The organism is Rhodococcus rhodnii NBRC 100604, assembly GCF_001894925.1.
GTDB classification, from domain to species: Bacteria; Actinomycetota; Actinomycetes; order Mycobacteriales; family Mycobacteriaceae; genus Rhodococcus_F; species Rhodococcus_F rhodnii.
The window spans coordinates 59,021-73,067 of record NZ_BCXD01000026.1; the positions used below are offsets into that span (position 1 = coordinate 59,021).

The following is a 14,047-nucleotide window of genomic DNA, read 5'->3' on the forward strand; positions in this document are numbered from 1 at the left end:
CCTCCCTCGGAATCTCTAGCCGTTCAGCCCGGCGATCACGGCACCGGCGAACGCGTTCGCCTGCTCGATCGCGGGTGCTGCCGCGGCCGCGAGATCCGCGCCCGCCTGCTCGACCTGCGCGACGAGCTGCTCGCCGCCCGGCTGCGCCACGGCAGCCTCGCGGACCTGCGTGAGCGCGCCGTCGACCTGCGGGGCCGCCTGCTCGGCCACCACCGGGGCGGCCGCGACGACCTCGCGGGCCGTCTCGACGAACCCGGAGCCACCCGCCTGCTCGACCTGCTCGACCACCGCGGCGGTCTGCGTGGTCACCGCATCGGTGTCCACCGGCGGCACCCACACCGACGCCGGCTCCGGAGCAGGGGCAGGCTCGGGTGCCGGGGCGGGTGCGGGTTCCTCGATCACGGTGTCCTCACCACCGAAGACCGTCGCGCCGATCGCTGCGCCCGCCGCGCCACCCAGGGCAGCCGCGGGAACACCGACCACCGCGGCACCGATACCGGCACCGATCGCCGCGCCCAGGCCCGGACCGAACACCCAGCCCCAGCCGGGAACCCACCACGTGCCCGGCACCGTCGACAGGTCGATACCGAGCCCGATCGCGCCGCCGCCGGCGGCGCCGACCACCGCACCGGTACCGCCCGCGATCGCCGCACCCGTCAGACCGCCCGCGATCGTGCCACCGGTGATCCGATCCGCCTGCGGGGCAGTGACACCCGCACCGATCAGCGCGTTACCCGCATCGGCCTGTGCGGCGGCGATCGTGTTCGTGATCCGGTCCCGATCCGCATCGGGCAGCCACTGCGGCTGCTCGATCAGACCCACACCGGTGAAGATGTAGCCCTCCGGAGCCTCCACCGGCGCGATCCCCGGCCGCTGCACCACCGGCGGTGCCGGAGGCTGCGGTACCGGCGCGGTGGCCACCGGATCAGCACTGATCACCGGCTCGGTGTAGACCGGCTCGCTGTACGACGGCACGGACTCCACCGGCGCCACATACGACGGCTCGACATACACCGGCTGCTGTCGACCCGACTCGAAATCGTCGATCGACCGCCACTGCGACTCCTGAACCTGCGGCGACGGCTGATACAGCGGCAGATACTCACGCTGCACCGGCGGAGCAGGCGGCGTCGAGACGCCCGGCTGATCCCCCACAGGAGCAGGTGCCGTCACCCCCGGCTGATCCGCGGGCGCGGCCTGCGCAAACGCCGCGCACGCCAACGACATCGCAACCGCCAACGACGTTGTGGCCGCCATGCGTTGTCGGCGAACAGCCTTCTTGTTCATCAGAGCTCTCCCTCTGCTTCGATGTGCGTCCTCACAGGGCAATCACCTGCGCGAGAACTTCGACAACACGCATTGAAGCACATTCGACATTGCAGTGCCATGCTAACGAACGTGCTAACTACGACTCATTGAATGCGATCCTATGACCGATTCATGCTGGCCACGTAGAGTCCGGTTCGTGGCGACGGAGGACGACATTCACCGATTCGGCCGACTCGTCGCAGAGCGGCGGCGAGCCTTGGCCCTCTCTTTGGTTGCGCTACGCAACGCTGGCGGTCCGGTCCCTGCCACCACCAGCAAGATCGAGAGGGGTCTGGAGCCGAAGCCGGCCTTGGCGACGTTTCAGCGGTTGGATCGGGCCCTGAACTGGGTCCCCGGTTCAGCCAGCCAGGCGTGGAACGGTGGAACACCGCTGCCTGCCGAGGAAGCCAGGAATCAGGGAGCGCTAGGGGCGAGACCCCTGAACGAGAACGACGGTTCGTCGATTCTCGTGTCGAGCCAACTTCTTCCGGTGCTGACTCGTGTCGTCAACCGGTTGCGTGAGGGGCTGGCCTCAGCGGAAGGCCAGATGCCTACTGAACTCATATCAGCGATTGGTGATCTCGAGATCGTTGTCGATCGCCTCAACCGCGCGTGGCTGATCGACTACACGGAACGGCGGTTGATGGACGACGGCACGATCGACGACGATCCTTTGCTCTCGCTCATACTTGCGCCAGAACTCAGTGCCCGATCAGATACCGCACTCGACAGCTACGACCAGGGTGAAGCGATCTATCTACGTTGGCTGCTCGGCCGAAATGACCGCCTAACGGATGACGATCGAAAACGAGCCGAAGCACGCTTCGCGCTACGAAGGGAGGGCCGGTGATCGGGAACCAGCCTGACGAGTACGAAGACATCACGTTGGCAATGAGAGTGCGAACCCTGCTGGACTGCCGACGCCCGAGCGCCGCAGCGCCTTTGACGCGGCACTCGCTCGCGTCCCTTGCGTCAGGGTTGGAGATCGCCAGAGTGGTTTCCAGCGATGAGCTTGACAACCTGCTCGAGAGCCGCGCCACCTACGTATCCGAGGACCTGCGTGCCGCATTGTGCGATCCGCTCGGTGTCCCGCAGTCCTATCTGGAGAGCGCCGAGACGACCGAGTCGGTACGCCGCTACACACTCCAGCTGCGGATCGGCATCGAGATTCGCGATCGAGGGATCACCTACCTGGCCGGGAGGGCAGGATCGTCCCCCACCCTTGCCGAACTCGCCGCCGTCCTTCAGACACTTCAGCAGATACCCATCAAGCGCGATTCGCCCAGCTGACTCTGACCAGAAGTCGCACCCGACGGCTTTGTTAGCATCCTGCGCATGGCGTACCAGCAGCTTGTCGCGCTCGGTAGTTCATTCGCAGCCGGTCCCGGATTGGACCCGGTTGCCGACCCGACCTCGAAGCGGTCGTCCAGCAACTAACCTTCGATCCTCGCGAATCTGCTCGGTGCAGAGTTGCTCGACCGGTCTTCCTCCGGCGCAACGAGTTCCCACATCGTCAACACAGCGCAGCGCGTGGGCCTTCGCAGACTCCCACCCCAGATCCTGGCCCTCTCGCCTCACACGGACCTGGTCACCGTGACTGTTGGCGGAAACGATGTCGGCTACATCGGGACACTCATCATGAATGCAGTGGGCAGCAGGCTTAGAGCAAAGGGGCCCGCGGGCCGGGTGGCTTCCAGGTTGCCGCTGCTCACCCGGGTTCCTGATCCGGCTTCGGTCTTCGAGACAGCTCAGTCCGCGCTGCATCGAACCGTCGATGCAATCCACGAGGCAGCCCCGAACGCCCGGATAGTCCTGGTTGACTACCTGACGGTTTGTGGAGTCGACACCGAGCCGTCGGCGGAGATCCCGCTAGCTCCCGAGCTCATCGAGCGCTACCGCGAGATCGCTGATGCGCTCGCGGCCGCGACGGAGACAGCTGGTACACGCGGCGGCGCTGATGTAGTGCGAATGTCGAAGGTGAGTAGCACGCATGGGCTGGGTTCATCCGAACCGTGGGTTACGGGGTTTCCCGCAGGGCTCACGACAGCTCTGCGTACTCCCCCGTTCCACCCGAACCATGCCGACATGGCCGCGACAGCGAACGAGGTCGCTGCTCAGATCGACACGTGACTTGCGCTGGTCATGGCGCGGTACTCCCGTGCTACGAGTCGAATCTTCGATTGATCAGCTACCCAATCGGGGACTCTGACCGATGAAGGAACGGTAGACGATTCGAGTGCGGGCGCAGCGAGTAGTGCGATTAGGTCTCGGGCAGCTTCCTCCGCGCTCGTGGACGCGAGCGACAGATTGAGCCGAATCAGCCCATCCTCGATCTCGATCAACATCTCGGCGACGCGTTCTTCGATCGGCAAGGTCCCGGTCTCGGGCTTGGATACGCCCGGAACAGCTGCTGTGATCTCTCTCCAGAGAAGCTCGAGGTCCGTCGCCGCAGCGCGGGCATCGCGGCGATGGCCGACGCTCCGCAGCTCGGAGACAATGCCAGGGATGGTGCAGAGCGCCAGCGCGGCGACGGCGGGCAGAAACAGCTGATCGACTCCTTGTGTCCGAAGGTCGGTCAACCACGAATGACGCCCGAGGCTGAGAAGGAAGCCCGAGATCGCGCGGCTCAGATGGTCGACCAACTGGAAACCCGCTGCCACCAGGCCAGCCGACACCCATAGCCAGGTACGCCAGCTCCGTCGCTCCACGCCGTGCATGACCAACGCAACGATGATGGCTGCGCACGCGACGGGGACGGGAAGGGAAACGGGAACCAAGTAGCCGGCCGTCACCCATGATTCGAAGTCCTCGACTGCGACGTTGAGCTCGCGAGCAGGTCGGGAGACCCACCACAGCCATCCGCTCAGCATCGCAGCGCCGGCGAGGGCGACGGCTACCTCCGGCCGACGGAATACGTATGACGATCTCCAGGCTCGAGCCAGGAACCAGGTTGCAACCGCGCCGAACATGATGACTGAGTGTCCGAGGACTCTCACGGACGCGAGGTTGATACCCGCCGCGCTCAATACATCCTGGACTCGAGGGTCACGCAGAAGCACAACTACTGCCATGACCGTCAGTAGGGCTGTGAGCATCAGCTGCGGCCGACCTGTCCGTACCACCGCCAACCGGACAACCAGAACGACGAGAACCAGCGCTATCAGTACGGTCGCGACTCCGGGACTCGTAGTGGATCTCGCCTGGTTCAGCAGAATCTCGCTGGTCGACTCACTCACCGAAGACTGAACCAACGAGAGACCAACGTCCACGGTGGTCGACTCCGGCGGAGCCACGAGACAGTTCTCGGCCGAGCCTCTCCGCTGCGAGTTCCTCAGGAGAAGTGAAGATGTCGCGGCGGACGGTGCCCAAAATCGTGCCGAGGTTGATGCCGCCCACGTACGAGGTCGCGATCTCCGGGTGCTCCTGCTGCTGGCTCACCCGGTGGTGGCCGCACAGCAGGTGGCCGAGTTCATGGTAGATCTGGCGCTCTTGGTGCGCCGGTGACCGCTTCGCGTCGTAGCGGATCATTGCGCCCTCGGTCCCGACGACCGTCAGTGCTCCGCATGACCCCGCGTCGCGAAGAACCGACTCCGGGCCGGTCCACTCGGCTACTCGCAGGATCGTGAAACTGAGCTCGGCCCGGACCCGCTCGACCACGTCGCTCAACCGCCAGGGCTTGACCAGTGGAATCTTGGAGACGCCAAGCTCGGCCAGGTCGGGACCCCTCCCATGCTGCATCTGGCTCAATGGTCTTCCCCCGGGCGTTCGACGTGTTCAGGTACCGCGGTGACAGATTGCCATACGCCCTGTATCACCTGCTCAGGTGGATATCACAGCTCACAAATGACACATGAACAACACGGATTATGAATGACGATCGGCTATGGATGCAACGCCGGTGCATCTCGGGGTAGGGTCAAGCCCCGGAGGCCAACGCGCGGGGCACGCACCGCAGATCGGTCGAGATCGGATCCGTAGTAGAAGTGGTGCGCCCCAACCAGATGGAGGGGATGTGTCATGCGACCACTGAGTGTCACGCGATCCGACGTTTTGCCCGGGCGATTCCCGGCGTGTCGCCCCCCCGGATTCTCCCGTGGATATTGAATGATGACGACCATGACCGGCCATAGGACGAAAACAGGGCGTAAGCCGGGGAGACCCCGTGAGCGCTTCTACGACCCGGTAAAGGTCACGTACGACGTGCACCCGAAGGTGCGTGCCCGGCTACGTGAGCTTTCCGCGGAGCGTGGGATCCCCCAACACGCTCTCCTCGCTCAGTGGGTCGCTGCCGAATCCGGCACGACCGTCAGCGAGTTGACAGCACCGGATCCCGAGGAGGTGCTACCCGCTACCGGTACATAGCCACACCGAAGTCCCACAACTGAACTTCGCGCAGCACCGGCAGCGAGTGCCTTGATGCGCGAAACCCCGGCCGGCCAGCCGGGGTTTCGCAAATGTGCACTTGTCTGCCAGCGGATTCGCCGTCCGCTCGCGTGCTGCCCTTCGCAAGGGAGACTCGTTGACCGAGTGCTCTCAGGGTAACGCACACCCTGAATCAGCATCAATCAATGCGCTCCGTGTCGCCGGTAACGGTCTCGCAACCGGGCTCTCACAGCCTCGGTCCACGGGATTGCTGCACGCGCGCACCGAGCACACACACTGGTATCGCGGGACCACCCGCGACGTACCGCGCCGTGGCCACGGGACGTTCCCGCGGCTGCTGTCGGACAAGGTCGGGCACCAATGCCGGCACGTGCACCCGTTCCACGTCGCCCAACTCGGCGGCATCGACGTCGCGTGCCGAGAAACCTGCCAGGGAACCCTGGACCTGGGCGAGCGCGCCTACGCCGGCGTCCCCGCCTGGAACAACCGGAAGGACTGGATCGGCGCCGTCGAAGCCGCCTACAAGCGGCTCTACCTGCTGCTGCGCCCCCAACTCGATCGCGGCATCGCGCTACCCACCCTGCTCGGGGTCGCGCAGATCATGGCCGACGCCGCCGACGGCCGCACCGGCCGCAACTCCCGCCTCTCCCGCGCCACCATCGCCGGCCGCTTCCACCAGCAGCACGGCCGACCCATCCACACCCGCACCGTCGCCCGCGCCCTGAACCTGCTCCGACTGCTCGGCGTGGCCACCGAGATCTTCCGCGGCCGCCAACGCAGCCGCAACGAACGGTTCGCATCATGGAAACGCGGCGACCGATCCCGCGGCTGGGCCTCGGTCTACGGCCTACACCCGAGCATCCACCCCGCGCTGCGCCCTGTGGACAACACCCGCGACGACCAGGGAAACCTCCTTCAGAGCGCACCCCACCCCGTTAGGGCCTCTTTTTCTTCCCCCTCTCGCTTTATTCCCAACTTCCGTACAAAGCGAAACAACAGTAACGAAGGCGCTTCGCGCCGCAACGACAAGCAGCGGGTCGACCGGGGCGCGCCAGCGTACGTTCTGGCCTCTCAGTGGCTCGCTGAGCGACGAACACCGCGCTGGGCACACCGACACACCGCCACCTACTGGTCACGCGCGCTACGCCGCATCGCCGAGCACGGCTGGAACAGCCACGACATCAACGTCACGATCGACACCTGGGCCAGGACCACTGGCATCTCCCCCACCCCGCATGAGCCCGGCCGCTGGCTCCGCTACCTGCTCTACCGCTGGAACACCGACATCGAAACCCCACCCCACGTCCACGAACAAGCAGCACGCGACATCGCCGCACGCGAACGACGTGAACTCCTCGCCGCACGCGACGCCCGACTCCACGCAGCCGAAACAGCACGCGCAACAGCACGTACCGCACTCACCGGCCCCGGCCGACGCGCCGTCCAACAAATCCTCGACGCACGAGTGCCGAGGCATGGGAAATCCAGGGGTAATCCAACGGCGCGTTGATGTGTCAGGTGCGATCGGCCTTGCGCCGGAATCGGCGATTCACTGAGTCCTCTATCCGCCGGCGTCCCCTTCCTCGATGAAAAAGGAAAGCATCCAAGTTCGATCAGCGCCTCTCGGGCATGTACGGGGAAAGAAATCCGTACCTCGAACTGGGTTCGATCCCCCATAACAGGAGGGGGGAGTCTGCAGTTAGTAATGCTTGCGTAGCAACGCGAGCGAGCGACGCTAGCCACGCTACGCGAGCTAGCGCAGTGAGTCATTACTAGCTCTGCTAGCCGGGCGCACGCATCTACCTAGGCTAGCTAGCCTAGCGGATCCCTCTCTGGTGGGACTCGGCTCGACCGCCACGGTAACGCGCCTGCTCGAAGGCCTACGGCAGTGTCGGCTAGCGCATGAACTGCTGCTAGCAAACCTAGCTACACTAGTTAACGTATCCCGGCGCGCCTCCGTAGCGTCGGTAGCAATCAGAGCTACGATTCTCCCCACAAGAGGCGGCGGTCAGGTTCGTCCGAACCCAAACGAAGGAGGGGAAATGACTCGCAAGATTGCGATCTGCAACCAGAAAGGGGGGGTGGGGAAGACTGCTACCACCCTCGGGTTGGCTAGTGCAGTTGCCCATACCGGCGGCAACGTCCTTGTTGTGGACATGGACCCTCAGGGAAACGCAACGACAGGACTGGGATTCTCTGTAAGCGATGATGTCTCGACGACATTCGATCTGATGAGTAGAACGAGCCCAGGCACGGCTGCTGACGCCGTAGTCGCGACACGGTGGGACAGGGTGGATCTGATTCCCGCAGATGAGGCTCTAGCGAATATCGAGTCGGACGGATCGAACGACTTGATATTTCGGCTTGACATCGCCTTCGAAGGGCTGGATCTTTCCAGCTATCGAGCTGTCTTGTTCGATTGCCCACCGTCACTCGGAAAGCTTCTATTCGCAGTCCTCTGCGCGGTCGATGGAGTCGTCGCCGTCACCGAACCGACAATCGACTCCGTGCGAGGTGTAGAGAACCTGCAGGAGACGATCCGGAACGTTCAGATGCGCCCGAATCCCTCGATCGTGCTCGACAAGATAGTCCTAAGCAGGAAGCGGGCGACCGGCGAGCACAAGTTCAGAGAAGAGGAGCTGCGGACGACCTACGGGGATCTGGTTGCGCGAACCGCGATTCCGGAACTCGCCGCGCGACAAGACGCACACAGCGCGCAGACTCCGATCCACGGATTCACCGGAGGGAAGTCATTGTCGCTTCAGATCGCCTACTCGGATCTTCTCGCAGAGCTACCCATCATCACAGGAGCGCCAGCATGAGCAGTGTCAAGCGTGAACCCGTACTGAGGAAGCAGCATCCGGCCGCATCCTTGCCTGAACGCCCAAGCCAGGTGCAATCAGATGATTCTGATTTCGCTCCAGCTGGACGCAGGATGTCGGATGCAGCGCCTGTCGCCAATGACCCGGCCGGTGAGAAGTTGGTCGAGCAGCACAACGTTCGAATCCGTCAGTCGACGAAGGCTCGGCTTAGCAGGGCGGTGGACAAACTCCGTTACGAAACGGGCGACCGATCGATCAGTGCCGCTTCGATCACGGATGCGGCGATTGTGCAGTACCTCGAGCGAAACGGTTGCTAGCTAGCACAGCTAGCAACACTAGCCGGTCGCCCCGCTTCAGTGTCCAAGCCGTGCGGGGCGACCGGACCGAGAACATCTACGAGAGGGAACCCGGTCATGCACGACGATACAGAGACTCGATGTGGTGTTGCACCATTCGAGGAGGGGGAGGGTAGGGCTGCGTTCCTCGTTCTGGCGGTTGCAACGATGAGTGTTGCAGCGATGGCGTTCACGTTGTCGTTCGATGCGCAACGCGCGCTTGCGGTGGAGATCGGTATCCGTGAGGGGTTGGCGTGGATGGCGCCTGTTGCGATCGATGTTGCGCAGGCGGCAGCGATGTGGATGGTGATGAGGTTGGGGCGCCGGCGGGTGCCGGCGCCGCGGGCTGATGTGCTGTTCTGCCGGTGGCTTGCTGTTGCAACTGCGGGCCTGTCGGTGGCGGGGAACGGATACCACACGTTCGGTGTCGCAGCGGAGCTGCAACGGCGCGCTGCCGTGGGGGAAGACCTGGGGTATCAACCGCATTCACCGTGGATCGCTGCAGCGATCGCGATGATCTTCCCGCTGTTGTGGCTCGCCCTGGTGCATCTGTCGACGATCGCCGCCACCCGCACCCCTATCCCGGAGTCGACTGACGCCGTGACTTCGCGGGGGACTCTTTCTCCTCCTGCGGCTGTTGCACCGCCCGTGGAACTCGCGGCGGAGCGTCGCGACGAGGAAACCGTCGAGGGTGCGGCGGGCCCGAACACGATGGAGCACGGCGCAGCAGCTGCTACCCCGACGGCGCGAGAGATGGGGCGCACGCGCAGCGGATTCGACCAGACTGTCGCGGGACTGCTCGAGTTCATCGACACCGTCCCGGTTCTCGACGAGGACGATCGTGCGACTGCCCGGCTGTTGATCACAGAACCGGACATGCCCAAGACTCGGGTGGCGCAACGTCTCGGAGTCGATCGTTCGACGGTGTGGCGACGCTGGAACCGTGTCGAGGCGCTCGCGCGTACCGAGGGTTTCACGGTCCCGCCGCTCCCGTGCGCGACCTCGGGCGACGTCGTCGCTCCGAGCGTCGGCGGCGCTCGTGAGTTGGAACGGGCAGGCGTGTGAATCGGGACCGACGAGGCAAGGGTCAGTAGGTCCGCGCACGCTTGAAACACCTCTGACGACCTGCTTCGGAGATCGGTCGCGCCTGGCCGGCCCTGATTCGTAGTCGTATCGAATGCGACTGCCGTCGCCGTTTCTGGGCATCGTGTCGGCCGGTTGCAGAGCCACTCGATACTTTTCAGCGATGACCATTGGTAATCACCATTACCGCAATGTCTCCGGGAAAGCGTGTGCTCAGCGCGTTTTCGGGTCGAAGATCGCCAGTTGCCGTCACTGTGACGAAATGATGGTGTCGGGGTGGTGTGGTGGACTGAGGTCGTGACGAGGATTCCGGGCGGTACAACAGTGGCAGGGGAGTGGCGGTGACCGAGCTCGCGGAGCGTGGCCGCGGGCCGGTCGGTGAGCTCGGGGCGCTCGATCCGGTGTTGCGGGCGCGTCTGGTGCACACGCTCGAGCGCGGGCAGGCGCCGGAGACGGTGCGTGCGTACGGCTCGTCGTGGCAGCGTTTCACCGGGTGGTGCGACACGCGGAAGCATCGCGGGCTTCCCGCGGATCCCGCGACGGTCGCGGGGTATCTCGTCGACGCGGCGGAGACTCTCACCGAAGACGGGCAGCGAGCGTATTCGCCGGCGACGCTGGCCCGGTGGGCCGCGGCGATCGGCTGGTATCACCGCGCTGCCGGTGCGCCGTCGCCGACCGACACCGAGCTGGTGCGCCGCACGTTGTCGGGGATCCGCCGCAGCTACGCCGCGGCCGGTGCACGCCCGCCCCGCCGAGTGCGGCCCTTGCTCACCGCCGACGTCGCCACGATCGTCGCGGCCGCCCGCCGCGACACCGACGGCTGGGTGTCTCAGGTGTTCGAGCGTCGCGACACCGCGATGCTGTTGACCCAGTACGCGGGTGCGTTGCGACGCAGCTCCCTCGTCGCACTGACCGTGGAAACGATCGTGTGGCATCCGGTCGACGGTGTGCACCTGCGGATCCGGCGATCGAAGACCGACCAGGAAGGCCGCGGCCGGGTCCTCGCCCTGCCGTACGGCGCGCACGTCGACACGTGCCCGCCCTGTGCGTTGCGACGCTGGCTCGACGTCCTGATCGCCCACCACACGAGCGGGCGCCCGGCCGTCATCCGCGCACTGCGAGATGCCCCGCCGCTCGCCGAGCACGTGTGCTCCGCCCCGTGCCCGTCGATCCCACGCGACCTCGCGGGCGCGCCGGTGTTCCGTCCGGTCACCCGCGGCGGACAGATCCGCGACACCGCACTCTCGGGTGCCGCGGTGCACGAACGCATCCGCCGCCGCGCGACGCTCGCCGGCTACCCCGACGACATCGTCGCCCAACTCGGCGGCCATTCCCCCCGGGCCGGGTTCGTCACCCAAGCGTTCCGCAACGGGCAGACCAGCGAGCAGATCGCCCGCCAGACCGACCACGCCTCGGCAGCGACGGTCGAGCTCTACCGCCGCGAACACGCCCCGCTGCTCGGCAACGCCGCCACCGAACTCGGCCTCTGACATGCACACCCACGAGACACGCAGCGAGGAAACGGATCCCGGATTCACCTACCGTGACCGCGTCACATGGGCGCAGTACACCGACTGGTGCACTGCGATCGAGAGCGCACCGATCCCTGCGAGCCCCCACACACTCGCGACGTTCCTCGACGAGCACCCCGCCAGCGTCGCGACGCAGCGCCGGCGCGTGAGCGTCGTCAACACCGCCCACACCGCCGCCGGCCACCGCCCACCAGGACGCACCCCCGAGATCCGGATGTACGTCAACGACTCCCGCGCCCGCCGGATCGCAGTGCTCCGCAGCGCCGTCGCAGCCCGCCTCGACGGGCTCGACGACACCGGGTGGCCCCGCGCCCTCTTCGCCTACCGCGACCGCATGGTCCTCGTGCTCGTCGCCGCCGGTCTGACCTACAGTGACATCACCCGCTTGCACTGCGGTGACCTCACTGCCAAGCCCGACGGCATCACCATCGCCGGGCACACCGCCATCACCGACCGGCACCTCCCCGATCACCCGGTCACCGAGATCGCCGAGACCTGGCTCGCCGTGCACGCGGCGTTGCACCGCATCCCCACCGCCCGCCACCTCGCGCGGTGCATCGAGGCCGGAACCCTCACCCCACCGCGGACGCGCGAGCTCGACGACGTCGCGGACATCCCCCTCATCCCGCCACTCGACCCGCACGGTGCACCACCGTTCCCGATGGCCGCGATCAGCGCTGCCTCGCTCGCCGCTCTCGTCCGCGCCCACCTCAGTCATAGCCCGCCGCAGCGCCGGCAACGACCACTGCGGTCCGCGTCGATCCTCGACGACGACCGGCCCGCCGAACCGCAACCACACGTCCCGCCCATCCAGCTCGACCCGGACGTCTTCGACCGTGGCATCGCCATCCGCCGGCAGGCGCAACACGATCTCGACGGAGTTCTCGATGTTCTCGACGACGTCGAAGAGCGCGCCGACCGCGCACTCCGAATGCTTGAGAGTCTGCTCGACGACGGGCCCGCCGGCGACGCCTGACGAGCATGCCGGCGGGGTGCGGGGCGACGCGATGCCTCAGCGCACCCGTTCGTTGCACTGCGCTGGCTATCACCGACCCGACCGGCACCGGTGGTGCAACACCGCTGCGCGGCAGGGCGATCTGATCAAGCGAGGTGTAGTACGGGAGCAGGCTCCCGTACTACACGCGGCGATCGGTTGCTGGCTTCGTCGACGACCGCTCGCTGCGGTGAATGTGAGTGTCGATGTACCCAGCAGTTCTGCCGACGAGACGAGGAGTGCGGTCAGGGTGTCACCGGCGGCCACCCAGTTGGAGCCGAGGTGCCGCGGAATAAGAGCCCGACCGTCGTTTCTCCGGGAAAATATATGGACGACCTCAGGAGATCATGGTTCATTCACAGGGCTACTCGATTCCATAGGTGAGAGACGCGTTTTCTTACACGCCGACTCGAGTGCCACTGGTCATGTTTGGTGTGCACACTGTCCGGCAGTCAGAAGTCCTCGATAGACGACTGATTTCTTATCAGTCCGAGTGTCAACAGAGGAGTGGATCGATCACCTGGTCCCGCGCACCCCTTGTTCTCGGCCATTTTAACCGAAACATTTATGAGAACCGGTATAGAATACTGGCCCATGCCGTCGCTACGAGATGCCGGGTTCGCGCCACTGATCCGCACAGACTTCAGTAACGAAGATGCCTGGAATAGGGCATTGGCGGGAACCACTGAATATCCCGACGAAGAGCCCTACTGTCTGGAGTATCTCGGCGTTGTGAACTCCCGAGAACTCGAAAACGTGAGCACGAATGGATTAATCCAAGTTGTCGATGATACGCCCGGTTTCGCACCGCTGGTCTACATTGCAGATCATCGGACTATGGTGGCCTCCCCGAGAGTGTGCTAAACAACTCACTTGTCGGAAACGTAACAACGGATACCATGGCCCGTGCGACAGATGGTGATGAATTTTTCCGATTCTACCTGATTCGTTAACTGTTTGGTTTCCGTCGGCATCCGCCGCGAACAGCCCTTCGGGGGCGATGATCACCGATCGGACCTCGGGAGGAAGGGTTGGTTCGCCTCGCTCTACGGCAAGCGAATTGGCTACGGCGATCGCTTCCGTGTCCAGGTAGATGACCGAAGTGTCGGCTGCCGCCACTGCCGTGGATGTCTCGGGAGGGGCAGGCTGCGCCTGGGCAGTGGCGGTTCCGCCGACCAGTCCGATCGCTACCGCGGCCGCAGTAGCCATTCCGAGACCGACGATCGAGCCGGATCGGAATCGAGACGCATTATCCGTGTCGATTATTGTTTTCATTAGTCAAATGTAGCGACTGACCAAAAGGGAAGGGTTCTCCCTCGGAAAACCATCGGTGAACAATTCGCTGGACGTGAATACGTGCTACGTGAGGCTCTAGTTCGAGTAGAAAATTCACATCCGACTGCAGGTTTTGGCTCAAATTTGGCGTCAACAACGGTAAATTTCGTGCGCTCCCTGATGATTTTCGGGCGAGATTCAGAGAATCCGAGTGTTCATGGATGCACCGAGATGTGGGCAGTTGGCGCGTCACGCTGCTGCGCGGGTGGCGATGAGAAGTGAGGCATCGCCAGGCTGCGGGGCGTAGGGATTTTA

The 14,047-nt window shown here is 64.7% G+C and carries 13 protein-coding genes; 10 read left to right on the plus strand and 3 right to left on the minus strand.

Annotation, left to right across the window (positions count from 1 at the left end):
- Positions 1-15 precede the first annotated feature (15 nt).
- Entirely contained in the window at positions 16-1,287 is a 1,272-nt protein-coding gene (locus RR1_RS17460) for a hypothetical protein (RefSeq protein ID WP_255312205.1), read from the minus strand.
- Positions 1,288-1,465: 178 nt separating this feature from the next.
- Here RR1_RS17460 and RR1_RS22040 point away from each other — a divergent pair, with 178 nt between their 5' ends.
- The 3 genes from RR1_RS22040 to RR1_RS17470 all read left to right on the plus strand — a co-directional run bounded on the left by RR1_RS22040 (position 1,466) and on the right by RR1_RS17470 (position 3,438).
- Complete coding sequence (locus RR1_RS22040) at positions 1,466-2,158, plus strand: helix-turn-helix domain-containing protein (protein ID WP_143153903.1); 693 nt, start codon at positions 1,466-1,468, stop codon at positions 2,156-2,158.
- Positions 2,155-2,598 (plus strand): hypothetical protein, encoded by a 444-nt coding sequence (locus RR1_RS17465; RefSeq protein ID WP_072713712.1) that lies wholly within the window; start codon positions 2,155-2,157, stop codon positions 2,596-2,598. Before RR1_RS22040 ends, RR1_RS17465 begins: the two co-directional genes overlap by 4 nt.
- Before the next feature lie 153 nt (positions 2,599-2,751).
- Positions 2,752-3,438 carry an SGNH/GDSL hydrolase family protein gene (locus RR1_RS17470; protein ID WP_083581032.1) on the plus strand — a complete coding sequence of 229 codons (687 nt, stop codon included), beginning with the start codon at positions 2,752-2,754 and terminating at the stop codon, positions 3,436-3,438.
- Here RR1_RS17470 and RR1_RS17475 read toward each other — a convergent pair.
- Together RR1_RS17475 and RR1_RS17480 are read right to left on the minus strand one after the other, a co-directional pair.
- On the minus strand, positions 3,423-4,277 hold the full coding sequence (locus RR1_RS17475) for a DUF6545 domain-containing protein (RefSeq protein WP_143153904.1): 855 nt from the start codon (positions 4,275-4,277) through the stop codon (positions 3,423-3,425). The two genes, RR1_RS17470 and RR1_RS17475, sit on opposite strands and share 16 nt — an antisense overlap.
- Positions 4,278-4,536: 259 nt before the next feature.
- Positions 4,537-5,055, minus strand: coding sequence for an ImmA/IrrE family metallo-endopeptidase (locus RR1_RS17480; protein ID WP_143153905.1), 519 nt, complete (start codon positions 5,053-5,055; stop codon positions 4,537-4,539).
- 883 nt (positions 5,056-5,938) lie between these two features.
- Between RR1_RS17480 and RR1_RS22045 the strand changes: the two genes are divergently transcribed.
- The 7 genes from RR1_RS22045 (at position 5,939) to RR1_RS23165 (ending at position 13,321) form a co-directional block, all read left to right on the plus strand.
- On the plus strand, positions 5,939-7,201 hold the full coding sequence (locus RR1_RS22045; protein ID WP_143153906.1) for a replication protein: 1,263 nt from the start codon (positions 5,939-5,941) through the stop codon (positions 7,199-7,201).
- Between the two features lie 532 nt (positions 7,202-7,733).
- Positions 7,734-8,513 (plus strand): ParA family protein, encoded by a 780-nt coding sequence (locus RR1_RS17490; protein ID WP_072713717.1) that lies wholly within the window; start codon positions 7,734-7,736, stop codon positions 8,511-8,513.
- Positions 8,510-8,830, plus strand: coding sequence for a hypothetical protein (locus tag RR1_RS17495; RefSeq protein WP_072713718.1), 321 nt, complete (start codon positions 8,510-8,512; stop codon positions 8,828-8,830). The genes RR1_RS17490 and RR1_RS17495 overlap by 4 nt, the downstream gene beginning before the upstream one ends.
- Positions 8,831-9,016: 186 nt before the next feature.
- The gene (locus tag RR1_RS17500) at positions 9,017-9,913 is read left to right on the plus strand and encodes a DUF2637 domain-containing protein (RefSeq protein ID WP_072713719.1); all 897 of its coding nucleotides are present in this window, start codon (positions 9,017-9,019) and stop codon (positions 9,911-9,913) included.
- Between the two features lie 359 nt (positions 9,914-10,272).
- A complete protein-coding gene (locus RR1_RS22050) occupies positions 10,273-11,421 on the plus strand; it encodes a site-specific integrase (protein ID WP_255312206.1) in 1,149 nt (382 codons plus the stop codon).
- A 1-nt stretch (position 11,422) separates the two neighbouring features.
- Positions 11,423-12,439, plus strand: a complete 1,017-nt coding sequence (locus RR1_RS17510; protein WP_072713721.1) for a site-specific integrase — start codon at positions 11,423-11,425, stop codon at positions 12,437-12,439.
- Positions 12,440-13,051: 612 nt separating this feature from the next.
- Positions 13,052-13,321 (plus strand): DUF6924 domain-containing protein, encoded by a 270-nt coding sequence (locus tag RR1_RS23165; RefSeq protein ID WP_371836791.1) that lies wholly within the window; start codon positions 13,052-13,054, stop codon positions 13,319-13,321.
- Positions 13,322-14,047: the final 726 nt, after the last annotated feature.

Excerpts from the sequence above, each read along its gene's own strand:
- RR1_RS17495 (WP_072713718.1), top strand. The coding sequence starts at position 8,510 with ATGAGCAGTGTCAAGCGTGAACCCGTACTGAGGAAGCAGCATCCGGCC.
- RR1_RS23165 (WP_371836791.1), top strand. The coding sequence starts at position 13,052 with ATGCCGTCGCTACGAGATGCCGGGTTCGCGCCACTGATCCGCACAGAC.
- RR1_RS17460 (WP_255312205.1), bottom strand. The coding sequence starts at position 1,287 with ATGAACAAGAAGGCTGTTCGCCGACAACGCATGGCGGCCACAACGTCG.
- RR1_RS17475 (WP_143153904.1), bottom strand. The coding sequence starts at position 4,277 with ATGTTCGGCGCGGTTGCAACCTGGTTCCTGGCTCGAGCCTGGAGATCG.
- RR1_RS17510 (WP_072713721.1), top strand. The coding sequence starts at position 11,423 with ATGCACACCCACGAGACACGCAGCGAGGAAACGGATCCCGGATTCACC.
- RR1_RS17490 (WP_072713717.1), top strand. The coding sequence starts at position 7,734 with ATGACTCGCAAGATTGCGATCTGCAACCAGAAAGGGGGGGTGGGGAAG.
- RR1_RS17500 (WP_072713719.1), top strand. The coding sequence starts at position 9,017 with ATGAGTGTTGCAGCGATGGCGTTCACGTTGTCGTTCGATGCGCAACGC.